This window comes from Variovorax sp. CF313, assembly GCF_000282635.1.
Taxonomy (GTDB): Bacteria; Pseudomonadota; Gammaproteobacteria; order Burkholderiales; family Burkholderiaceae_C; genus Variovorax.
Genome location: NZ_AKIW01000078.1, coordinates 19,995 through 42,922, shown reverse-complemented (window position 1 = coordinate 42,922; position 22,928 = coordinate 19,995). Strand labels below are relative to the sequence as shown.

General features: G+C 67.9%; 17 protein-coding genes. 11 read left to right on the top strand and 6 right to left on the bottom strand.

The window, feature by feature from the left end; translation table 11 throughout:
• Positions 1 to 106: 106 nt before the first annotated feature.
• Both PMI12_RS19780 and PMI12_RS19775 read left to right on the top strand, forming a co-directional pair.
• Complete coding sequence (locus tag PMI12_RS19780) at positions 107 to 1,468, top strand: DUF58 domain-containing protein (RefSeq protein WP_007836004.1); 1,362 nt, start codon at positions 107 to 109, stop codon at positions 1,466 to 1,468.
• 44 nt (positions 1,469 to 1,512) lie between these two features.
• Positions 1,513 to 2,055 carry a DUF805 domain-containing protein gene (locus tag PMI12_RS19775; protein ID WP_007836003.1) on the top strand — a complete coding sequence of 181 codons (543 nt, stop codon included), beginning with the start codon at positions 1,513 to 1,515 and terminating at the stop codon, positions 2,053 to 2,055.
• On the opposite strand, the gene rocF is transcribed toward PMI12_RS19775, so the two are convergent.
• Both rocF and PMI12_RS19765 read right to left on the bottom strand, forming a co-directional pair.
• Positions 2,052 to 2,972 (bottom strand): arginase, encoded by a 921-nt coding sequence (rocF, locus tag PMI12_RS19770; RefSeq protein WP_007836002.1) that lies wholly within the window; start codon positions 2,970 to 2,972, stop codon positions 2,052 to 2,054. The genes PMI12_RS19775 and rocF overlap by 4 nt on opposite strands.
• A 1-nt stretch (position 2,973) precedes the next feature.
• The gene (locus tag PMI12_RS19765) at positions 2,974 to 5,031 is read right to left on the bottom strand and encodes a prolyl oligopeptidase family serine peptidase (protein WP_007836000.1); all 2,058 of its coding nucleotides are present in this window, start codon (positions 5,029 to 5,031) and stop codon (positions 2,974 to 2,976) included.
• A 362-nt stretch (positions 5,032 to 5,393) separates the two neighbouring features.
• Here PMI12_RS19765 and PMI12_RS19760 point away from each other — a divergent pair, with 362 nt between their 5' ends.
• The 5 genes from PMI12_RS19760 to PMI12_RS19740 all read left to right on the top strand — a co-directional run bounded on the left by PMI12_RS19760 (position 5,394) and on the right by PMI12_RS19740 (position 9,790).
• Entirely contained in the window at positions 5,394 to 7,064 is a 1,671-nt protein-coding gene (locus PMI12_RS19760; protein ID WP_007835998.1) for a WS/DGAT/MGAT family O-acyltransferase, read from the top strand.
• A gap of 163 nt (positions 7,065 to 7,227) precedes the next feature.
• Positions 7,228 to 7,782, top strand: a complete 555-nt coding sequence (locus PMI12_RS19755; protein ID WP_007835996.1) for a hypothetical protein — start codon at positions 7,228 to 7,230, stop codon at positions 7,780 to 7,782.
• A 52-nt stretch (positions 7,783 to 7,834) separates the two neighbouring features.
• Complete coding sequence (locus PMI12_RS19750) at positions 7,835 to 8,263, top strand: phasin family protein (protein ID WP_007835995.1); 429 nt, start codon at positions 7,835 to 7,837, stop codon at positions 8,261 to 8,263.
• A gap of 22 nt (positions 8,264 to 8,285) precedes the next feature.
• Positions 8,286 to 8,921 carry a TetR/AcrR family transcriptional regulator gene (locus PMI12_RS19745; RefSeq protein WP_007835992.1) on the top strand — a complete coding sequence of 212 codons (636 nt, stop codon included), beginning with the start codon at positions 8,286 to 8,288 and terminating at the stop codon, positions 8,919 to 8,921.
• Between the two features lie 89 nt (positions 8,922 to 9,010).
• Positions 9,011 to 9,790 carry an esterase/lipase family protein gene (locus tag PMI12_RS19740; protein WP_007835991.1) on the top strand — a complete coding sequence of 260 codons (780 nt, stop codon included), beginning with the start codon at positions 9,011 to 9,013 and terminating at the stop codon, positions 9,788 to 9,790.
• A 15-nt stretch (positions 9,791 to 9,805) separates the two neighbouring features.
• On the opposite strand, the gene PMI12_RS19735 is transcribed toward PMI12_RS19740, so the two are convergent.
• The 3 genes from PMI12_RS19735 to PMI12_RS19725 all read right to left on the bottom strand — a co-directional run bounded on the left by PMI12_RS19735 (position 9,806) and on the right by PMI12_RS19725 (position 15,154).
• Positions 9,806 to 13,024, bottom strand: a complete 3,219-nt coding sequence (locus tag PMI12_RS19735; RefSeq protein ID WP_007835986.1) for a bifunctional cytochrome P450/NADPH--P450 reductase — start codon at positions 13,022 to 13,024, stop codon at positions 9,806 to 9,808.
• A 154-nt stretch (positions 13,025 to 13,178) separates the two neighbouring features.
• The gene (locus PMI12_RS19730; protein ID WP_007835984.1) at positions 13,179 to 14,438 is read right to left on the bottom strand and encodes a branched-chain amino acid ABC transporter substrate-binding protein; all 1,260 of its coding nucleotides are present in this window, start codon (positions 14,436 to 14,438) and stop codon (positions 13,179 to 13,181) included.
• A gap of 26 nt (positions 14,439 to 14,464) precedes the next feature.
• Positions 14,465 to 15,154: a TetR/AcrR family transcriptional regulator gene (locus PMI12_RS19725; protein WP_007835982.1), complete on the bottom strand. Its 690-nt coding sequence runs from the start codon at positions 15,152 to 15,154 to the stop codon at positions 14,465 to 14,467.
• An 85-nt stretch (positions 15,155 to 15,239) separates the two neighbouring features.
• Between PMI12_RS19725 and PMI12_RS19720 the strand changes: the two genes are divergently transcribed.
• The 4 genes from PMI12_RS19720 (at position 15,240) to PMI12_RS19705 (ending at position 22,042) form a co-directional block, all read left to right on the top strand.
• Positions 15,240 to 16,853, top strand: coding sequence for an AMP-binding protein (locus PMI12_RS19720; RefSeq protein WP_007835981.1), 1,614 nt, complete (start codon positions 15,240 to 15,242; stop codon positions 16,851 to 16,853).
• A 10-nt stretch (positions 16,854 to 16,863) separates the two neighbouring features.
• Positions 16,864 to 20,157, top strand: coding sequence for a carboxyl transferase domain-containing protein (locus PMI12_RS19715; protein ID WP_007835980.1), 3,294 nt, complete (start codon positions 16,864 to 16,866; stop codon positions 20,155 to 20,157).
• Positions 20,158 to 20,221: 64 nt separating this feature from the next.
• Positions 20,222 to 21,541, top strand: a complete 1,320-nt coding sequence (locus tag PMI12_RS19710) for an SGNH/GDSL hydrolase family protein (protein ID WP_007835979.1) — start codon at positions 20,222 to 20,224, stop codon at positions 21,539 to 21,541.
• Positions 21,542 to 21,670: 129 nt separating this feature from the next.
• Positions 21,671 to 22,042 (top strand): YXWGXW repeat-containing protein, encoded by a 372-nt coding sequence (locus PMI12_RS19705; protein WP_007835978.1) that lies wholly within the window; start codon positions 21,671 to 21,673, stop codon positions 22,040 to 22,042.
• Between the two features lie 9 nt (positions 22,043 to 22,051).
• Here the strand turns inward: PMI12_RS19705 and purU are convergent, their stop codons facing one another.
• Positions 22,052 to 22,918 carry a formyltetrahydrofolate deformylase gene (gene purU / locus PMI12_RS19700; protein ID WP_007835977.1) on the bottom strand — a complete coding sequence of 289 codons (867 nt, stop codon included), beginning with the start codon at positions 22,916 to 22,918 and terminating at the stop codon, positions 22,052 to 22,054.
• Between the last annotated feature and the right edge of the window lie 10 nt (positions 22,919 to 22,928).

Below are 22,928 nucleotides of genomic sequence, written 5' to 3'. Positions count from 1 at the left end.
GGCTTCGCGCACTTCGTGTCGCTTCGCCAACCCCCTGCCGGGGGCAACACCTGCGGCCCGGCGAAGCCGGTTCCGCGGTGTTTCCCGAAGGGGCGGTGCTCCGTTGATGCGCCCGCTGCCAATCCCCGCGCGCGCGGCCGTGCTGGCGCTGGCCGGCCTGGCAGCGGTCGCCTCCGCGGCGCTGCTGCTGGGCGCGCCGGTGGGATACGTCGCCGCCGTGGCGGGCGCGCTGCTGGCGGCGGGGCTCGTGCTTGCGGGCGTCGACCTCTGGCACAGCCTGCGCCTTTGGCGCGCCGCGCCGCTGCGCATCGAGCGCAAGCTGCCCGGCGCGTTCTCGCTCGGCGTGCCCACGGTGCTCACGCTCACGCTGGTGAACGAAGGCGCACGGGCCTGGCAGGTGTCGGTGTTCGACGAGCTCGACACGCACTTCGCCTTCGAGGGCCTGCCCCAGACGGTCATCGTGCCGGCGCTCTCGCACATCGCGCTGCGCTACACCGCCACCGCGACGCAGCGCGGCGTTGCGCAGTTCGGCGCCACCCAGCTGCGCTGGCGCACGCGCTTCGGCTGCTTCGACATGCGCCAGACGCTGGGCGAGCCGCGCCGGCTGCGCGTGTACCCCAACTTCGTCGCACTGGCGCGCTACGCCTGGCTGTCGGGCGACCGGCGGCTGGCGCAGATCGGCATCAAGACCTACGCGCAGCGCGGGCTCGGCACCGACTTCCGCCAGCTCGCCGACTACAAGACCGGCGATTCGCTGCGCCACATCGACTGGAAGGCCACGCAGCGCCAGCGCCGCCCGATCGTGCGCGAGTTCCAGGACGATCGCGACCAGTGCGTGCTGTTCCTGCTCGACTGCGGCCGCCGCATGCGTGCCGACGAAGGCGCGCTGGCGCAGCAGGCCGGCAGCCATTTCGACGAGGCGCTCAATGCGCTGATGCTGCTGAGCTACGTGGCGCTGAAGGAGGGCGACGAGGTCGGCGCCATGACCTTCGGCTGCCTTGCCGAGGAGCGGCGCGACTTCGCCCCGCGCAAGGGCACCGCCACCCTCAACGCGCTGATGAACCGGCTGCACGACATACAGCCCGGCGCCACCCATTCGGACTACCTGCTGGCCGCGCAGGAACTGCTGCGCGTGCAGAGAAGGCGCGCGCTGGTCATCGTGCTGACCAATTTTCGCGACGAAGATTCCGCCGAACTGCGCCCCGCCATCAAGCTGCTGCGCCGCAAGCACCTCGTGCTGGTCGCGAGCCTGCGCGAGCGGGTGCTCGGGCGCATCGCCAATCAGCCGCTGGTGCATGCGCGCGACGCGGTCGACGTGGCCGCGGCGCACCTGTTCGAGCAGTCGCGCCGCGACGCCTTTGCGCGCGTGGTCGGCAACGATCCGCTGTCGGTCGACGTGGAACCGGCCGACCTTGCGGTGGCGTTGGTGAATCGCTATCACGCAGTCAAGAGGGCTGGCCTTTTGTAGGCACCCTTGTTCACAATGTTCGTTCAACAACAGAGGAGAAGCGCATGACAGAGATGGTGAATCCCTATGCCGCGCCGAGGGCGGAAGTGGCCGATGTGTATGACGGCGAAGCCCGAGTGCAGCCCGTGAAGCTGTTGTCCTCCAAGGGGCGGATCGGGCGGCTGCGCTATCTGTCTTACAGCCTCGTGGGCTACTTGCTGTTCGCGATCGTGGTCGGCGTGATCGTTGCGATCTTCGCGAGCTCATTGAGTTCGACCCTCGCGTCGCTGTTGCCGCTGCTGATCGTCATTCCCTATTTCGTGTTCTTCACGCTGCTTTCGATCCAGCGCAGCCACGACATGGGGTGGACCGGTTGGACCGTGCTGCTGTGCCTCATTCCGCTCGTGAGCCTGGTCTGGGTGTTCAACCCCGGTACGAAGGGCGTCAATCGCTTCGGCGCGCCGCCACCGCCGAACGGCGTCGGCGTCATCATCGGCGCCTTGCTTCTTCCCGTCATCGCGGCGATCGGCATCCTCGCGGCCATCGCGCTGCCGGCCTACCAGCAGTACACGGTCAAGGCCAAGGCCGCGCAGGCCGCCAAGCCCTAACGCACCAGCGTCGACTTGCCGAACAGGCTCTCGATGAGTTCGACCGCCACCTCGGCCGTCTGGTTGCGCACGTCGAGCGCGGGGTTCAGCTCCACCACGTCGAGCGAGCCCAGCCGTCCGGTGTCGGCGATCATTTCCATGCACAACTGCATCTCGCGGTAGGTTGGCCCGCCTCGCACGCCGGTGCCCACGCCGGGCGCGTCGGCCGGGTCGAGGCAGTCGAGGTCGAAGCTCACGTGCAGATGCGTGTCGTCGTCCACGTCCTGCAGCGCCTCGGTCATGGTCGTGCGCATGCCGTGCTCGTCGATGTGGCGCATGTCGAACACGCTCAGGCCCAGCGTGCGGATGGCCTCCTTCTCGTCGCTGTCGACGCTGCGGATGCCGATGAAGCGGATGGCGTCGTGGTGCAGCGCCGCGCGCTCGCCGCTCCAGCCCGTGAGCACCGCGGGCCCGTGGCCCAGCAGGCACGACACCGGCATGCCGTGCAGGTTGCCGCTGGGGCTCGTGGTCTCGGTGTTGACGTCGGAGTGCGCGTCGAGCCACAGCACGCGCAGCTTCTTGCCACGCTTGCGCGCATGCCATGCCACCGCGCTGATGGAGCCGATGGCCAGGCAGTGGTCGCCGCCCATCATCAGCGGCACATGGCTGGCGCCCAGCGCGGTGTCGACGGCCGCGTACACCGAGCGGTTCCAGGCGATCACCTCGTCGAGATGGCGCAGCCCGTTGGCCGGCGGCGCCCACGGCGTGGCGGGGCCCGCGAGGTTGCCGCGGTCGACGACGACGTAGCCCTGCCGCGCCAGCGCTTCCGGCAGGCCCGCCACGCGCAGGGCGTCGGGGCCCATGCCGGCACCGCGCACGCTGGCGCCGACGTCGGTCGGCGCGCCGATCAGTTCGAGGGTGATGTTGGCGTTGCTCATTTCAACTCCTCAGGTGGTGCCACAGGTACGCATAGCCCAGCGCGTCCATGAAGGCGGACTCCTTGTTGTCCGCGGCCGCGCTGTGGCCGCCTTCCATGTTCTCGTAGAAGCTGCTGGCGTACCCCAGCGCGGACAGCTTTGCGTGCATCTTGCGCGCATGCACCGGGCCCACGCGGTCGTCGCGCGTGGAGGTGGTGAACAGCGCGGGCGGATAGGCCTGGCCCGGCTTCGCGTTCTCGTAGGGCGAGAAGGTCTTGATCCATTCCCATTCCTCGGGCTGGTCGGGGTCGCCGTATTCCGCGATCCACGAGGCGCCCGCCGACAGGTGCGTGTAGCGCTGCATGTCGAGCAGCGCCACCTCGCTCACGATGGCGCCGTAGAGCTGTGGATACAGCGTGAGCATGTTGCCCATCAGCAGGCCGCCGTTGCTGCCGCCCATCGCGCCAAGGTGCGAGGGCGAGGTGATCCCGCGCGCGAACAGGTCTTGCGACACGGCCGCGAAGTCTTCGCAGGTGCGCAGCCGGTTTTCCTGCAGCGCGGCCTGGTGCCAGCGCGGGCCGTACTCGCCGCCACCGCGGATGTTGGCGACGACGTACACGCCGCCTTTGTCGAGCCACGCGCGGCCGATGCTGCCGCTGTAGCTCGGCTGCAATGAAATCTCGAAGCCGCCGTAGGCGTACTGCAGCGTGGGGTTGCGGCCGTCGGCCTTCAGGTCCTTCGGGGCGATCTCGAAGTAGGGCACGCGCGTGCCGTCCTTCGATGTCGCGAAATGCTGGCTCACGCGATGGCGCGAGGCATCGAAGAAGGCGGGGCTGTCCTTCAGCACCTGGGGCTCGCCCTGTCCGATGGTGCCGATGTAGAGCGTGGTCGGCTGCAGGAAACCGCTCACCGTGAGGAAGTAGTCGTCGTTCTCGTCCTCGTCGATGCCGCCCGCGGCGATGGTCGAGAGCTCGGGCGCGCCGCCCAGGCTCTCGCGCCTCCATGGCCCCCTTCCGTCGGCGGGAGGCGTGAGCACCTCGAGGCGGTTCACCACGTCGTGCATCACGTTGACGATCAGGTGATGGCGCGTCCACGAGTGGCTGTCGAGCGCGGTGGTGTCGTCGGGCTCGAACAGCACCGTGAGCTCGCGCCGGCCGGCCATGTAGTCGTCGAACTTCGCAGCCAGCAGCGAGCCCGACCTGTAGGTGGCGCCGCCCACGGTCCAGTCGGTGCGCGGCTCGATCAGCATCCACTCGCGCGTGATCTCGGCCAGCGAGTCGTCGGGCACGTCGATCTTGGCGAGGGTGCCGTCGGCGCCGCGCAGCCAGGTCTCGCTCTCGTAGAAGTCGATCTGGCGCGAGACGAAGTCGCGCTCGAAGCCGGGCGTGTTGTCGCGGTAGGCGCTGATGGACATGTCCTCGTGCAGGCCTTCGTACACCGTGGCCGCGCTCGCGAGTGGCGTGCCGCGCCGCCACTCTTTCACGATGCGCGGATAGCTGGAGCTGGTCATCGAGCCGGGGCCGAAGTCGGTGGCCACGTAGAGCTGGTCGATGCCTTTCCATCCCACGTGGTTCTTGGCCTCGGGCAGCGAGAAGCCGCCTTCGACGAACTGCTTCGATTCGAGGTCGAACTCGCGCACCACGTCGGCATCGGCGCCACCGCGCGACAGCGAGACCAGGCAGCGCTTGTAGTCGGGCTCCAGGCAGTCGGCGCCGTGCCAGACCCAGTTCTCCTTGTCGGCCGCGGCCAGCGCGTCGAGGTCGAGCACGCTCTCCCACGCGGGCTGCGGCTTGCGGTACTCGTCCAGCGTGGTGCGGCGCCACAGGCCCTTGGGGTGCTCCTTGTCGCGCCAGAAGTTGTAGAAGAAGGGGCCGATCTTGCGCACCATCGGAATGCGGTCGTCCGAGTCGAGCACCTCGAGGATGCCCTGCTGGAGCGCCTCGAACGCGGGCGACTGCGCATAGGCCTGCACGGCGAGCGCGTTCTGTTCGCGGGCCCAGGCGAGCTGCTTCTCGCCGTCGATGTCTTCGAGCCAGAGCTGCTCGTCTTGCGGATGCTGCGGGGGGAGGCTGGATGTCATGGCCTCAGTGTACGGAGCCCGTGTGAAAGAGGGCCTTGTGAGCAGTTGCCGCATGCCCGCCAGGCGCCCGACACTTTTTCGCTACTTCGGGCAAACCCCTGTCGCGCCGGTGCCTTCCCCCCGGTGGAAACACTGAAGAACGCGGGGCCCACGAATGCAGTGCCCGCGCTATCCTGCTTAGGGTCTGTCATCAATCAAACGCCCTCGCGCTGGCCCCGCCATGCGGCGTTGCCCTTCACTTGCGTAGCGATGCTACGCGGCGTTCAGGGCGCCTTGCACTGCACCGCGCAGCAGGGGTTCGCGAGGGCGTTTGATTAATGACAGACCCTAGCGGCGCATGCCCCACCAAGGAGAGACAACACATGAAACACCTGAGCGGTCTTGATGCCACCTTCCTGCACATGGAAACGCCGGAAATGCCGATGCACGTGGGCTCCCTGAACGTGCTCGACCTGCCCAAGGGCTACAAGGGCGACTTCTACGAAGACGCCAAGAGCTTCATGGCCAGCCGCATCCACCTGGCCGACGTGTTCACGCGCAAGCTCGCGCTGATGCCCTTCGACATGAGCAACCCGGTGTGGGTCGAGGACGACGACATCGACCTCGACTACCACGTGCGCCACATCACGCTGCCCAAGCCCGGCACCAACCGCCAGCTGCAGCAGTACGTGGCGCGGCTGCATTCCTCGCTCATCGACCGCAGCCGGCCGATGTGGGAGTTCTACATCATCGACGGCCTCAAGAGCGGGCAGGTGGCGCTCTACACCAAGGTGCACCACGCGGGCATCGACGGGCAGGCCGGCGTGGAAGTGGGCAAGGCCATCTTCGACCTCGAGGCCACCGGCCGCGTGGTGAAGCCGCCGCGTTCGCGCCCGCGCGGCAGCGGCTACCAGCTGGGCATGGCGGAGCTTGCGACCGCGGCGCTGCGCAACACCGCGCAGCAGTACGTGAAGCTCTTCAAGATGGCGCCGGCCATCGCGCGTGCCATCGGCGGGCTGGCCAAGCCCGACGAGAAGGCGGCCGAGAAGGACACGGCCGCCGCGCCGAAGAAGTTCAACCTCTTCGCGCCGCGCACCTCGCTCAACGTGTCGATCACCAACCAGCGCACCTTCGCCGGGCGCACCATCTCGCTGGCCGAGACCAAGTACATCGCCAAGCACTTCGGCGTGTCGCTCAACGACGTGGTCATGGCCACCGTGTCCGGCGCCCTGCGCCACTACCTGGCCGACAACAACGAACTGCCGGCCAAGCCGCTGGTGGCCGGCGTGCCGGTCAGCCTGCGCGAGGCCGGCGACCAGACGGCCAACAACCAGGCCAGCATGATCCTCGTGAGCCTGGCCACCGACATCACCGACCCGGTGCAGCGGCTGAAGGCGATCAACGCGTCGTCGACCTCGTCGAAGTCGACCATGAACCGCTTCAAGGCGGTGATCCTCGACGATTTCCCGACCTTCGCCGCGCCCTGGCTGATGTCGGGCATTGCCTCGATGGTGGGGCGCTCTGGCATCGTCAACCTGCTGCCGCCGGCGGCCAACGTGGCCATCTCGAACGTGGCCGGGGCGCCGTTCCCGATGTACTTCGCGGGCGCGCTCGTCACCTGCTATTACCCGGTGTCGATCGCCAGCCACGGCACGGCGCTCAACGTGACGGTGCAGAGCTACAACGGCCGCATGGACTACGGCCTGATCGCCTGCCGCCGCGCGGTACCCGACATCACCGAGATCGGCGACTACATGCTGGCCGAGCACAAGCTGCTGATGGAGCTGACGCAGAAGCACCCGGCGGCCACCGGTGCGGCGCCCGCGCCGGTGCCGGCGAAGATGGCCGAAGACCCGTCGGACGAGGCCGCGCCCACGCCCGCGCCCGTTGCCGCGAAGAAGAAGCCTGCCGCGCGCAAGAAGGCGCCGCCGGTCAAGGCCGTGGCCAGGAAGGCTGCCGTGAAGAAGGCGCCCATCAAGGTCGCGCCCAAGCCACCGGCCCGCAAGGCCGCTCCGGCCAAACGCTCCGGCACCCCCCGGGCCGCTGCGGCATGATCGGCGCACGGGGCCCGGCGGCCTGCTGAAAATTGGGGCAGTTGGACTAGTTTTCCGACCGTTCTAGTTTTTCAGGCCTAGGCCCCGCGGAAGAAGATAGGCCCATCGCGACAGACACACCCGTTTCCTTCGCGAGCCCATCAACTTCAAGGAAATCACTCTCATGTCCACGCAAACCACCATCGCTTCCGCAGCCGTTCATGTCGTCGGCCAGTACAACGACGCCGGCAAGACCCTGGTCGGCGCCTACCGCACCGGCGTGCATCGGCTCCTGGGCGGTGCCGCTTCGCGCTACAGCGAGTTCCTCGGCAGCCGCCAGATTCCGCTGGTGAGCGAGCAGGTCAAGGCCAACCTGATCGGCGCGCAGGAAAAGATCAATGGTTTCCTGGCCAACCGCCTGGATATCGACACCAGCCGCATCGTGTCCGTGATGGACCGCGTTGCAGCCGGCACCACCAGCGGCATCGAAGCCGTTGCTGGCCGCGTGGCCCGCGTCGAGTCGCCGGTCGCCACCTCGGTGATCAATGCCCTGGGCGCGCTGAACCAGCCGATCGCCGCCGTCTCGGTGCAGATCGCCGACAAGATCGCCGCCGGCACGAAGCAGATCGAAGCCCGCGTGAGCGGCGCCGAAGAAGCCAGGCCCGTTCGCACGGTGAAGGCCAAGGCCGCCGCCGCCAAGAAGCCGGTTCGCCGCGCTGCTGCCCGCAAGGCGGCCTGACCCCGGGGCGCGTGAAGCGCCCTTTTCTTTTTTCCGGCATCTGGAGCACTGCATGGCGACCCGTCCTGACGAAACTGCAAAGCTGAAGAAGAGGGCGGCGCCTGCGAAGAAGATGCCGGCTGCCAGGAAGGCGACCGCGGCAACCAAGAAGTCCGCGGAGCCCGGCAAGGCTGAAGTCTTGCTGCGCGCCGGCCTGAAGGCACTGGACAACGTGCGCAACGACGTCGCCAAGCGCCAGGCCAACGTGATCGAGGGCCTGCTCGGCATCGGGCAGGGCAAGGTCCCCGGGCTCGACAGCTTCGGCATCCGCAAGTTCGAGGACGTTTTCGACCAGCGCGTCGCCACCGCCATGCAGCGCCTGGGCATGCCCGGCGCAGAAGAAGTGCAGGCCCTGCGCGACGAGGTCGCGCAACTGCGCGTGCGCGTGGCGCAACTCGAAGGCACCGGCGCCGCCGCCCCCCGTGGCCGCGCCAAACGCTGAGCGACAACCCGACAAGCCGGTTGTGGCCAGTTCCAACACCACACGCGACCGCATCCTGCAGGCCAGCCTCGCGCTGTTCAACGCGCAAGGCCTCGCGGCCGTGTCGACCCACAAGATCGCGGCCGAGCTCGGCATCAGCCCGGGCAACCTGCACTACCACTTCAAGGCCAAGCAGTTGATCGTCGAATGGCTGTTCCGGCGCTTCGAGCAGCGGCTCGAGGCCCTGAACGGTTCGTCGGCATCGATCGCCGCCATCGACGACCTCTGGCTTGCGCTGCACCTGCGCTTCGAGGCCATCGACGAATACCGCTTCATCTACCGCGACATGGCCTTCCTGGCCAGCGAATACCCGGCGCTGGGCCAGCGCGCGCAGGCCCTCACCGCGCAGAACCTGCTGGCTGCGCAAACGCTGTGCGAAGGCCTGGTGGCCTCCGGCGTGATCGAGACCAGTGCCGAGCAGGCCCGCATCCTGGCGCTGCAGATGGTCTTCACCACCACCTGCTGGCTGTCGTTCGAGCGGCTCGTGCCGGGGCGCGACGCGCTGGCGCAGGCCGACCCCGGTTTGGCGGCTTTCTACACGCTCACGCTGGTTTCTCCGTATGTTTCCAGCGAATCGAGGGCTTACCTTGATTACCTGAGGCGCAAATACCTCGGTTAAATGTCGCTGTCGTCCGACGGGGCATTGATTCCGTCGGCCTCATGTTCGTCTTGAAGCAGATAAAAACCACAAAGGAGCCATCCTTCATCATGACCACTGCCACCTACGCCAAGGAACCTGTCGCGCCACCGTCGCGCCTGCTGCTGCTGGCCGAAGCCCGCGCGCTCTGGGAAACCGGCGCCGGCATCGCCATGTGGCCGCTGCTGCAGCTCACGCCGCGCGGCGATGGACACCCGGTGCTCGTGCTGCCGGGCCTGGTGGCGGGTGACGGCTCCACGCTGCTGCTGCGCCGCTACCTGTGCAGCCGCGGCTATGACGCGCACGGCTGGGGCCAGGGCCGCAATTTCGGTCCGCGCGAAGGCGTGGAAGACGCCATGGTCGAGCTGCTGAAGACCCTGCACGACAAGAGCGGCCAGAAGGTCAGCGTGATCGGCTGGAGTCTGGGCGGCGTGTATGCGCGGCTGCTGGCGTCTTCCTATGCGCCCATGATCCGCAACGTCATCACGTTGGGCAGCCCCTTCTCTGGCAGCCCGCGCGCCACCAACGCATGGCGCGTGTACGAAGGCGTGAGCGGCCAGAGTTCGCACGACCCGCGCCGCATGAAGTTCGTGCAGCCCACGCCGCCGGTGCCGACCACCTCGATCTTCAGCCGCACCGACGGTGTCGTTGCCTGGCGCTGCAGCATCGAGAAGACCGGGCCGCAGTCCGAGAACATTGAAGTCGTCGCCAGCCACCTGGGACTGGGCGCGCACCCTGCGGTGCTCTATGCGGTGGCCGACCGGCTGGCGCAGCCCGAGGGCGAGTGGAAGCCCTTCAATCGTGGGTTGCTGGGGCCGCTGGTCTATCCGGATCCCGATCGCGATATCTGAGCCCCAGCGGGCTTCTCAGCTTCCGGCCCACACGTCCAGCACGTAGCGCTGGTCGGCGATCATTTTGTCCATCCACGCCTTGCTGTCGTGTCCGTGCTCGCGCGCGAGGTCGCTCAGCGTGCGCCGCACGTCGGGCTCCATGCGCGAGCCGTCGCCGCATACGTAAACCACCGCGCCCGCTTCCAGCAGCTTCCACACATCGGCGGCCTGCTCGCGGATCAGGTCCTGCACGTAGACCTTGCGCTCGCCCGCGCGCGAGAACGCGGTGTGCAGCTTCATCACGCCGCGGTGCGCCCAGGCCTGCAGTTCGTCGGCATAGATGAAGTCCTGCTCGGGATGGCGGCAGCCGAAGAAAAGCAGCGCCTCGCCGAGCGGGTTACCTCCTTCGATCTGCGCCGCGCGCTCCTGCAGGAAGCCGCGGAACGGCGCGAGGCCGGTGCCTGGTCCGACCATGATGAGCGGCCGGGCCGCATCGTCGGGCAGCCGGAAGCCCTCGGCCGTGGTCTCTCGCACCACGCCGTGCACCGTGTCGCCGGCTTCGGCGCGCGCCAGGAAGTTGGAGCACACGCCCTCGAAGGTGCCGCTGCCCGACCTGGCGGGGCCGCTCACCACGCCTACCGTCACGCTGCATTTGCCCGGCGTCATCGTCGGGGAAGAAGAGATCGAGTAGTAGCGCGGCGACAGCGGCGACAGCATTTCGAGGAACACCGCGAACGGCACCTGGCAGGCACGGTGCTCTTCCAGCAGGTCGAGCAGCGACTTGCGCTTGTGCAGCACCTCGGTCTTGTACATCGCCTGCGAAGCCTCGTCGCTGCCTGACAGCGCCGCGAGCCTGGGTTTGGTGAACGGGCACTCGGTGTACGCCGCGAGCGTGGCGATCTGCTTGCGCGTGGCCACGTCCTGCAGCTCGACGTAGTCGCCCAGCAGGCGGTCGACCGCGATCACCTGCTCCACCGGCAGCGCCGCCTTGCGGCCCGCTGCTGCATGCAGTCGTACATGGGATGTGCGGTCGAAACCGAAGCGCGCCATCGCACGCTCGACCTGGGCCGGACTGTTGCGCGGCACCACGCTCAGGTGGTCGCCGGCGCGGTAGACCAGACCCTCGGGCAGCATCAGCTCGACGTGGCGCGTGGAGCGGCCTGCTTCGCCGTTGCCGCCGTTCTGCAGCTCTCGGTTCTCGATCACCCGCAGCGCCACCGCGCCCAGCGCGTCGACGATCGCGTTCTTCTGCGGCGGCGGCAGCTCCTCGAGCGTGTAGAGCGGCTCGCTCTGCGCGGGTGAGTCGGCGCCGGTCTTGATGTCGAAGGCCTTCACCAGCTCGGGCCACAGCGCATCGCTCCAGTCCTGGAAGGCGCCGTCCATGTCCTCGCGCGCATCGCCTTCGCCGCGCGGATGCACGCGCGTGGCGCCGAGCGCCTCGAGCCGTTCGTCGATGCGGCGCGGCACCGCCTGGTAGGTGGCGGCCCAGTCGGTGTTGCCGCAGCCGAACACGCTGAAGCGCACGCCGTTGAGCGAATCGTCGGCCTTGTCGAGCCAGCGGTGGAACTCGGCCGCGTTGTCGGGCGCCACGCCGTTGTACGAGGCGCAGACGATGGCGACCGCGCCGTTGGCCGGCAGCCGCTCGGCATAGTCGTCGAGCGAGGCCAGCTGGGTGGAGAAGCCGCGCGTCTCGCCGGCCTCGGCCAGCTGCCGCGCGAGGTCTTCGGCCGTGCCGAGGTTGGAGCCCTGCAGCACCAGCAGCGAGGTGCCGTGGCGCGCCGCCTGCTGCTTGCGCTGTGCTGGCTGCGTGGGCTGCACGGGCGCGGCGGCCGCGTCGCTCATGTTGCCGCGCGGGCGCGTGGCCGGGTCGCGCAGCAGTGCCTTGATCTTGAAATTCTCGGGCTTGATCGTCAGCGCTTCCTTGATCTTCAGCTTGTAGCCCGTGTGGTCCACGAGGTTGAAGCGCTGAAGGATCATGCCCAGCGTGAGCACCGCCTCCTGCAGCGCGAACTGCCGCCCGATGCAGGCGCGCTGCCCGTTGCCGAAGGGCTTGAACGCGTTCGCCGGCCGCTCGCGCTCGGCTTCGCGGCTGAAGTGGTCGGGGTTGAACTGGTCGGCATCCTCGCCCCAGATGCCCTTGTCACGGTGCAGCGCCAGCGCATGCATGATGACCATGTTGTTCTTCTTGATCGTGTACAGCCCGCCGATCTTCGTGTCTTCCTTGGCGCGCATCGAGATCGCGGGCGCGGTCGGATACAGGCGCAGAGATTCCTTCAGCACCTGCATCACGTACTGCAGCCGGTTGACCTGCGCGTAGGTCGGCTTCTGCGAGGTGTCCGGGCCGAACACGTTGTCCACCTCGGCTTGCGCCTTGGCCATCGCCTCGGGGTTGTTCAGCAGGAAGTAGATGGCGAACGAGAGCAGGCCGCTGGTGGTCTCGTGCCCCGCGATGAGGAATTCGATGCACTCGTCGCGGATCATCTTGTCGGTGAGCTGCTCGCCGCTCTTCTTGTCCACGCCAGCGATCATGTAGCTCAGCAGGTCGGGCTTGGTGGCGATGTCGGCCCCGCTCGCGCGCCGCTCCTCGATGATGTCTTCCACCATCTTGTGCATGAAGCGGATGTCCTTGCGCTGTTGCGCGAGCTCCTTCTTCAGCATCAGCTCTTCCAGCGGCAGGCCGCGGCGGTTCTGCACCGTCTCCAGCGTGCGCACCATGGCGTCGACGAAGGGATGGAAGCCCTCGCGGTAGAACGAGTTGAAGCGATAGCCGAAGCCGCACAGGCCGATGGTGTCGAGCGTGAGCGCGGTCATGTCGCGCACCACGTCCACCTCTTCATCGAAGTTCAGCCGCTCCCACTTGGTGACCAGCTGCCCCGCGATGTCCAGCATCATCGGGTGGTAGGCCTGCATCGCGCGCTGGCTGAAGTTGGCCAACAGGATGTTGTGCGGCTTCGACCAGGTCTCCTCGTGCGTGTCCGAAGTGAACAGTCCGTGCGAGGCGGCACGCAGCCGGCGCAGCGCGCCGCGCGTGCTCTTGTCGAAGCGCGCTTCCTCGCAGAGTTCGTCCACCAGCTCGGGCGACGAGACCACGATCACCGGCATGCCCGGCATGTCCAGCCAGTAGATGCCGCCGAGGTCCTGCGCGATCTTCCACATGTCGAGCACGGGAGAGTCGGAGCCGATCGACAGCAGGTTCCCGACGAAGGGCTTCTTCGCCGGATGCGGGATCGGGTGGAGCGAGTTTTTGCCTGCCATGGTCTTGTTGTGCCTTTGGAGTGGACCCGCTTCGGATACCGGGGTATGGAAGCCGGAGTATCCCGACGGCACGGGAGGTGGGCAGGACGGGGTTTCCCTTAGGACATTCGCGGAGGGGAGCACCCGGTGGCCTTCGCGTGCGCCCCGAGGCAAGTCATGGCCGAACCATCTTGCACTCCGTACCTTGCGCCAGCTCGTTCCCGGTATACACCGCGTCGGTGCGAAAGCCGTAGTTCGTGCCCTCCCAGCCCGTCTTCACCGTCTTGCCGTCCACCGGCACGATGGTGTTGACCACCTGCGGCAACAACAACTGGTGGTCTTCGGCACGCATGCGCACTGGGCCCACCACAGAGTCGAAGCTCAGGTCTTCGAGCGCGCGAGCCACCTTGACGGTGTCGGTCGAACCGGCCTTGTCGATGGCGGCAGCCAGCAGGCGCGGCGTCATGTCGATGCGCGGCGCGAGGAAGTCCTTGCCGGTCTTGGCCTTGTAGGCCTTGGCCAGCGCGTCCACCTTGGGCGTGTCGGCCTCGCCCGGATGCCATTCGGCCACCCAGGTCAACTGGCCCAGCTTCGCCTGCGACACGGCCGTCACCGTGCCCGGCACCGAGCCTGCGCTGTGGTTGAAGTAGCGCAGGTTGTAGCCCGCGTCGCCCGCGGCCTTCAGCAGCAGCGTCATGTCCTGGCCCCAGTTGCCGGTGATGACCGAGTCGGCGCCGCTCTGCTTCACGTTGGCGATGTAGGGCGCGAAGTCCTTCACGCGGCCGATGGGGTGAAGCGTTTCGCCCACGAACTGGATGTTGGGCCGCGCAAGGCCCACCAGCTGCCTGCCGTAGCTGGCCCACTGCTTGCCGTGCGCGTAGTCCTGGTTGAGCAGGTAGACCTTCTTCACGTCGGGCGTCTTCTTGATGTAGTTGGCCAGCGCCTTCATCTTCATCGCCGTGTTGGCCTCGGTCTGGAAGTGCCAGAAGCTGCAGCCCTTGCCCGTCATCTCGGGGTCGATGGAGGAGTGGTTCAGCACGATCAGCTCCTTGCCCGGGTTGCGCTGGTTCCAGCGCGCCACCGACTGCACCAGCGCCGTGACCACCGACGAGCCCGAGCCGCCCGTGACGATCGCCTTCGCGCCCTGGTCGATGGCCGCCTGCAGCGCGCTCTGGCTTTCCTGCGCCGAGAGCTTGCTGTCGAACTGCAGCAGCTGCAGCTTCGTGCCGCCGAGCACGCCGCCCCTGGCGTTGATGTCCTCGATGGCGTACTGCGTGTGCATCAGCATCAGCTCGCCGACGTTGGCAAAAGGACCCGAGAGCGGATCGATGTAGGCGACCTTGTAGGTCTGCTGCGCGTGAGCGGCGCCGGCGCCGGCGGTGGCCAGCAGGCAGGCAAGGGCGATCCGCGCCAATGGCGCACGGTTGAACTTCATGGTTTGTCTCCGGGGATGGTTGTCAGTCAGTTCTTCGCTTGCAGCCCGATCACGCGGCCGGCCAGCTTCGTGAGTTCGGCCACCACCTCGTCGGGCGAGAGGCGCCCGTTCGGGCGGTACCAGCTGTAGAGAAAACCCGGCAGGCTGCAGGCCGCGAGCGCGGTGAGCTTGGTCTCGGCGAAGTCGAGGTCGCCGTCGCGCCGCGCTTCTTCGAGCAGCGGGCACAGCAGGTCGTAGAAGTGGTGGGCGAGCTTCTTCTGCGCCGCGATGTACTCGGGCCGGTACACCTGCGGCTCGCGATAAGGAAAGAAGGCGACGGGGTGATGCGCAATGGTCGCGCGAATCAGCCGCTCGATGCCGTCGATCACTTTCTCGCTGGCGCGGCGCGGGTCTGTGGCTGCGAAGTCGAGCGCGGTGAAGCAATCGACAGCCGGGCGCCACGACAGTGTTTCGAAAATCTCCTGCTTGTCGCGGAAGTAGTAGTACACGAAGGGCTTGGTCACGCCCAGCGCGCGCACGATCTGCGCCATGGTGGTGTTGGCATAGCCCTGCGCCGCAAACAGCTGCGCAGCCGCCTGCAGGATGCGCTCGCGCTGCAGGTCGGTGCCCTGCGTGGCTGCGCGCTGTCGGCCCGTGCCTTGCGGCAGGTGCGGCTGTGCAGCGGTGCCGCTCTGGCTTCCAGAGGGTTTGTGCCGTGTCGCGGAAGTTATACCCATGGGTAGGATTGTTCGTGCACCATGCACCATTGGCAAGCGCCAGCCCGGTGCGTGCGGCTATCGATAACCCTGAGGAAGTGACGCCATGGAGACATTGCCCGACCGCCCGCAGCAGCCCCTGCACGAGTACCTGCGCACCCACGCACGCGAGCGCGGCGGCAGCACTGCCTGTCTCTGGTACGGCCAGGCGATGAGCTGGTCCGAGCTCGATCGCGCGAGCGACGCCTTCGCCGCGCGGCTGCAGGCGCTCGGCGTGAAGAAGGGAGAGCCGGTGGTGCTCTTCCTCAACAACTGCCCGCAATACCTTGTGGCGCACTTCGGCATCCAGAAAATCGGCGCCATCGTCTGCCCGAGCGGGCCGCTCAACAAGGAGCACGAGCTGGCCTACCAGGTCAACGACCTGAAGGCGCGCGTGATCGTCGCGGCCGCGTCGCTGTTGCCGGTAGTGCGCAAGGTGCAGCCGCAGAGCGCGCTCGAACATGTGTTCGTGGTGCACTACGCCGATCTGCTGCCTGCCCATCCCGCGCTCGACCTTCCGCTCGAACTCGCCGCGGAGCGCAAGTCCGAACGCACCGTACCCGAAGGCTGCGAAGACTTCCTCGCCGTGATGAAGGCTGGCGCGAAGCCGCAGGCCGTCGCCATCGACATGGACGACGTTGCGCTCATGACCTACACCTCGGGCACCACCGGCCTGCCGAAGGGCGCGATGCTGAGCTATGGCAACGCGCTCTTCAAGACGCGCGCCGCGGCCGACTGCAATGGCGTGGGGCCCGATGACGTGCTGCTGTCCATCGCGCCGCTGTATCACATCGCGGGCATGCTGATGGGCGTCAACGTGCCGGTGCTCAGCGGCGCAGCCTCGGTGCTGATGCACCGCTTCGATCCGCGCGCCGCGCTGCAGGCCATCGCCGCGTACAAGGTGAGCTGGTGGTACAGCATCGCGCCGATGAACGTGGCCTGCATGCAGGTGCCCGACATCGCGAGCTTCGACCTGGGCAGCCTGAAGATGAACCCGGTGACCAGCTTCGGCATCGCCTTCAGCGAGCCGCTGGCGCAGCAGTGGCGCTCGCATGCGCCGAACTGCACCTCGTTCGAGGCCGCCTACGGCCTGAGCGAGACCCACACCTGCGACACCTACACGCCGCACCACGCGCCGCGCTGGGGCACGCAGGGCGTGCCGGTGCCGGGCGTGACGATCCGCATCGTCGACGCGGACACGCAGGCCGACATGCCCGCAGGCGAGGTCGGCGAGATCGTGCTGACCAGCCCCGGCGTCTTCAAGGGCTATTGGAACAAGCCCGAGGCCACCGCTGCCACGCTGCGCAACGGCTGGGTGCACACGGGCGACATGGGCAAGCTCGACGCCGATGGCTACCTCACCTTCATCGGCCGCTTCAAGGAAATGATCAAGGTCTCGGGCTACAGCGTGTTCCCCGAAGAGGTAGAGACCATCCTCATCAAGCACCCGGCGGTCGCGCAGGCGGCCGTCATCGCGCAGCCCGATGCCGAGAAGGGCGAGGTCGTGAAGGCCTTCATCGTGCGCAAGCCCGGCGCCGCGCTCGAGGCCGATGCGCTGATTGCCTGGGCGCGAGACAACATGGCGAGCTACAAGGCGCCGCGCGCCGTGAGCTTCATCGATGCATTGCCGACCACCGGCGCGGGCAAGGTGCTGCGCCGCCTGCTCAAAGACCAAAGCTGAGAGGTTCTGTTTGTTCTCCAAAGTTCTGATTGCCAACCGCGGCGAGATCGCCGTGCGGCTGATGCGCGCCCTGCGCGACCTGGGCATCGCCAGCGTGGCGGTGCATGCGCGCGACGACGCCTCGGCGCTGCACGCGCAGCTGGCCGACACGGCCGTCGCACTCGATGCGACCGGGCCTTCCGCGTACCTCGACGTGGCCGCGCTGATTGCCGTTGCAAAGGCGCAAGGATGCGATGCGGTGCATCCCGGCTACGGCTTTCTCAGCGAGCGCGCCGATTTCGCGCAGGCCAGTGCCGAGGCAGGCCTCGTCTTCATCGGCCCGACGCCCGAGCAGCTGGGCCTGTTCGGCGACAAGGCACGCGCGCGCGCCCTGGCCACGCAATGCGATGTGCCGGTGATGCCCGGCAGCGCCGGCGCGGTGACGCTTGCGCAGGCGCAGGCCTTCTTCGCCGAGCAGCACGCGCAGGGCGCGGGCGTGATGGTCAAGGCCATCGGCGGCGGCGGCGGGCGCGGCATGCGCGCGGTGATCGACGTGCACGAACTGCCCGAGGCACATGCCCGCTGCATGTCCGAAGCCAGGGCGGCCTTCGGCATCGAGGGCGTGTACGTCGAACGGCTGATGCGCAATGCGCGGCACATCGAGGTGCAGGTGCTGGGCGACGGGCAGGCCGTGGCCAGCCTCGGCGAACGCGAATGCACGCTGCAGCGGCGCTTCCAGAAGCTGGTGGAAATTGCACCGAGTCCCTCGCTGCCCGAGGCCCTGCGCGCGCGGGTCACGCAGGCTGCGCTGCGCATGGCGAAGGCGGTGGGATATCGCGGGCTGGGCACGTTCGAATTTTTGGTCGATGCCGGATCGACGACGCTGCCCTTCGTTTTCATCGAGGCGAACCCGCGGCTGCAGGTCGAGCACACGGTGACGGAAGCTGTGACCGGTCTCGATCTGGTGCAACTGCAGATCGCTGTCGCAGCGGGCCAGCCCTTGGATGAACTGGGTGTGGACGCCGATCGCACGGCGCCGCAGCGCGGCTTCGCGGTGCAGTGGCGCATCAATGCCGAGACGCTCGATGCGCAAGGCAACGCGCGGCCCTCGGGCGGCACGCTCGCGCGCTTCGACCTGCCGGCCGGGCCGGGCGTGCGCATCGACACGCACGGCTACGCGGGCCTTGCGCCTTCGCCGCACTACGACACGCTGCTCGCCAAGCTCATCGTGCATTCGCCGTCGCCGCGTTTCGCAGATGCATTGCGCCGTTCGCTGCGCGCGCTGGACGAATGCCACATCGACGGCATCGCCACCAACCTGTCGCTGCTGCGCGCCATCGCAGCGCGGCCCGAGTTCGCGACGCAGGCGGTGCACACGCGCTTCGTGGAGTCGCATCTGGGCGATCTGCTGGCCGCTGCGGCCTCGTTTGAAAAGCATGCGAAGAAGACGGCGGCCGCGCCGGCTGCGCAACCCGTCGTCGAAGACGACGGCTCGGACGAACTGACCGTCAAGGCGCCGATGCCGGCCCGCCTTTTGCAGTTCGAAGTGGACATCGGCGACGTGCTGCCCGCCGGCGCGCAACTCGGCGTGCTCGAGGCCATGAAGATGGAGCATCTGCTGCACGCGCCCGTGGCCGGCCGCGTGGTAGCGCTGCTGGCTGCGCCCGGGGACTACCTCGTCGAAGGCCAGTCGCTGGTGCAGCTCGAGGCCGTCGATGCGCAAGCCGTCGAGGCCGAGGCGCGTGCCGAGGACGACCTCGACGCGATCCGCCCCGATCTGCAAAAGGTCATCGATCGCCACGCGCCCACGCTCGACGCCAACCGCAAGGCCGCCGTCGACAAGCGCCACGCGCAGGGTGGCCGCACCGCGCGCGAGAACATCGCCGACCTGTGCGACACCGCTGCCGACTCCCAAAACTTCATCGAGTACGGCGCGTTCGCCATCGCCGCACAGACGCGCCGCCGCACGCTCGAGGACCTGATCGCCAACACGCCCGCCGACGGCATGGTCACGGGCCTGGGCAGCATCAATGCGAAGCAGTTCGGCCCCGAGGTGTCGCGCTGCGCCGTGCTGGCCTACGACTACACCGTGCTGGCCGGCACGCAGGGCATGCGCAACCACCACAAGACCGACCGGCTGCTGGCGGTCGCGCATCAGCTGAAGCTGCCGGTGGTGCTGTTCGCCGAGGGCGGCGGCGGTCGTCCCGGCGATACGGACATGCCGATCGTCGCGGGGCTCAACAACCATACCTTCAGCCAGTTCGCGGCGCTCTCGGGCAAGGTGCCCGTGGTCGGCATCGTGCACGGCCGCTGCTTCGCGGGCAACGCGGCGCTGCTGGGCTGCGCCGACGTGATCATCGCCACCAGGAGCAGCAACATCGGCATGAGCGGCCCCGCGATGATCGAAGGCGGCGGCCTCGGGACCTTTGCGCCCGAACAGATCGGCCCGAGCAGCGTGCAGTCGCGCAATGGCGTGATCGACATCCTCGTGGAAGACGAAGCCGCCGCAGTGGCCGCGGCGAAGCAGTACCTGTCCTACTTCCAGGGTGCGACCACCGGTTGGCAATGCGCAGACCCGCGCACGCTGCGCCACGTCGTGCCCGAGAACCGGCTGCGCGTGTACGACGTGCGAGCGGCGATGCGCGGCGTGGCCGACACCGGCTCGCTGCTCGAACTGCGCGCGGGTTTCGGCGCGGGCATCGTCACGGCGCTCGCGCGCATCGAGGGCCGGCCGGTGGGCCTGATGGCCAACAACCCGCACCACCTTGGCGGCGCGATCGACGTGGAAGCGGCCGACAAGTCCGCGCGCTTCATGCAGCTGTGCAATGCGCACGGCCTTCCAATTGTTTCGTTGTGCGACACGCCCGGCTTCATGGTCGGGCCCGAAATCGAGGCGCAGGCGCAGGTGCGCCACGTGTGCCGCATGTTCATGGTGGCCTCGCACCTGCGCGTGCCGTTCTTCGCCGTGGTGCTGCGCAAGGGCTATGGCTTGGGCGCGCAGGCGATGACGGCGGGCGGTTTCGACGCACCCGTTTTCACCGTGGCCTGGCCCACTGGCGAATTCGGTGCGATGGGGCTCGAAGGTGCTGTGCGCCTGGGCTTTCGCAAGGAACTGGCGGCCGTCCCGGAGGGCGGCGAGCGCGATGCGCTGTTCAGGAAGCTCGTGGCGCAGCAGTACGCGAACGGCGAGGCGATCCACATGGCGCAGACGCTGGAGATCGATGCAGTGATCGATCCGGCCGAAACACGCACCTGGCTGGTGCGTGGGCTGTCCTCCGCGACGAAGGCGCCCGGCGCGGCCGCTGCCTATGTAGACACTTGGTAACCCGGCTTTAGACCTCGTCACGCGCGGGAGATCATGGCTCCGTAAACTGAGCCGCTTTGCGCGAATGAAACTGGTTTCTCGTTGGGCAGCCCACCTCCGCGACGTGGCCACGGCGCACTGGGTGGCGGCCCTCTGCCTCGCAGTGCTGGCCGTCGGCGTGCAGGCCGTCACTCCCGGCAACCATCCCCGCCAGCCCGCCGAGGCGCACTGGGTGGCGAGCTGGGCCGTGGCGCCGGTCGAGTTCGGCGAGCTGGCCGCAAGCCCCGGCGGCGCGGGCTATTCATCGCCCGCCGGCAATGACCTGCGCGGGCAGACGCTGCGCCAGCAGGTCGAACTGTCGCTGGACGGCCAGCGCATCCGCATTCGCTTCTCGAACCGCTTCGGCAAGGCGCCGCTGCGCATTGCCGCCGCGAGTGCGGCACGCGGCACCGGCGCCGATGCGTTCTCGCCGACCACGCTGCGCGTGCTGCGGTTCGGCGGGCGCACCAGCCTCACGCTCGCCCCCGGCGCGGACGCCTGGAGCGATGGCGTCGACCTGCCGGTTCAGGCGGGGCAAACCGTGGTCGTGAGTGCCTTCTTCGACCGCGCCGCGTCGTTTTCCACGGTTTCCATGCTCGAGCCGGGAACGACTTGGGTGACTGCCGGCAATGCCGTGATGGCGCCGAAGCTGAAGAGCCCCACGCCGCTGGTGCTGAACCAGATCGTGACCGGGCTCGACGTCCTCACCACGAAGTCCGTGCGCACCGTCGTGGCTTTCGGCGACTCCATCACGTCGGGCACCGCGGAGGCCAAATTCGGGGCCTATCCCGACATGCTGGCCACGCGCCTGCGCGATACGCAGGGCGCTGGAAACGACATAGCGGTGCTCAATGCCGGCATCGGCGGCAACCGCCTGCTGGCCGACGGCATGGGGCCCAGCGGCCTCTCGCGTTTCGAGCGCGACGCCTTACGGCAGAGCAGCGTGACGCACGCGATCGTCCTGCTCGGCACCAACGACATCGGCCGCACCCTGTTCGCCAACGTGCCCGGCGCCGAGATCAAGCCCCGCGACATGCCGACCGCCGAGCGCATCACCGATGGGCTGGAGCAGCTGGTCAAGCAGGCTCGCGCCAAGGGCGTGAAGGTGCTGCTCGGCACGGTGCCGCCATTCAGGAACACGCCTTACTGGAACGAGGCCAACGATGCCATGCGCGAAGCCGTCAACCGCTGGATTCGCGGCCGGCAGGACATCGACGGCGTGGTCGATTTCGATGCGGCGCTGCGTGACCCCGCAGACCCGCAGGCATTGAACCCGCTGTTCGACTCGGGCGACCATCTGCACCCCAACAAGGCCGGCCATGCCGCGATGGCCGCGACCATCGACCTGCACGAATTGCAGGAGTGAGTGCTCGCAAGGGCTGTGGGAGCAGCGAAAGGCGGGTCACAGCTCTACACAAGATTTCGTGCACCGCTTACAGGCGCTTCACATGGGCTGGGCAGCATGAAGGCTCCTACAACTCATGAGGGGTACTTCATGAAAAAGATCGCATTGGCTCTTTCCATCGGCGCTGCTTCGCTTCTGTCGGTGGGCACGTTGGCTGTTCCCACGGCCGCGCAGGCGCAGCCCGTCACCATCGAGGTGGCGCCGCCCCCGCCGCGCTTCGAACGCATGCCGCCGCCGCGCCGCGGCTATGCGTGGTCGCCGGGGCACTATGAATGGCACGGTGGCCGCCACGTGTGGGTCCGCGGCTACTGGGTGCGCGAGCGTCCGGGCTATGCCTACCGTCCGCCGGAATGGCGCCAGGACGGCGACCGCTGGCAATACCACAGGGGCGGTTGGGACCGCGATGGCGACGGGGTGCCGAACCGCTACGACCGCCGGCCGGACGACCCGAATCGCAACTGACGGCAGGGTTCAGCGGAACACGACGGTGCGGTGGCCGTTCAGCAGCACGCGGTGCTCGCTGTGCCACTTCACCGCCCGCGCCAGCACCTGGCTCTCCGTGTCGCGGCCGCGGGCCGTGAGGTCTTCGACCGTGTCGGTGTGGTCGGCGCGTTCCACGTCCTGCTCGATGATCGGGCCTTCGTCGAGGTCGGCCGTCACGTAGTGGGCGGTGGCGCCGATCAGCTTCACGCCGCGGTCGTGGGCCTGGTAATAGGGCTTGGCGCCCTTGAAGCTGGGCAGGAACGAATGGTGGATGTTGATCGCGCGGCCAGCCAGGCTGCGGCACAGGTCGTTGCTCAGGATCTGCATGTAGCGCGCGAGCACCACGAGCTCGGCGCCTTCGGCCTCGATGATTTCCAGCTGCTTCGCCTCGGCCTGCGCCTTGGTCGCGCCCGTCACCGGGATATGGTGGAACGGCACGTTGTAGCTGGCGGCCAGCTGGTAGAAGTCGCGGTGGTTCGAGATGATGGCGCGCACGTCGATGGCCAGCAGGCCGCTCTTCCAGCGGAACAGCAGGTCGTTGAGGCAGTGGCCTTCCTTGCTGACCAGGATCACGGTCTTCATGGGCTCGGCGGCGGCATGCAGCTGCAGCGCCATGCCGAAGCCGGCGGCGAAGGTCTTCAATTCCTCGCGCAGCGTGGCTTCGCTGTGCTCGCCGCAGGCGAAGCGCACCCGCATGAAGAACAGGCCCGTGTCGTGGTCGTTGTACTGGGCGGCCTCTTCGATGTTGGCGCCCCGTTCGAGCAGGAAGCCCGACACGGCGTGCACGATGCCCGTACGGTCGGGGCAAGAGAGGTTCAGGATGTAGGCGGGCGAGGTGGGCGTAGTGGTCGTCATCAGGGGCGTG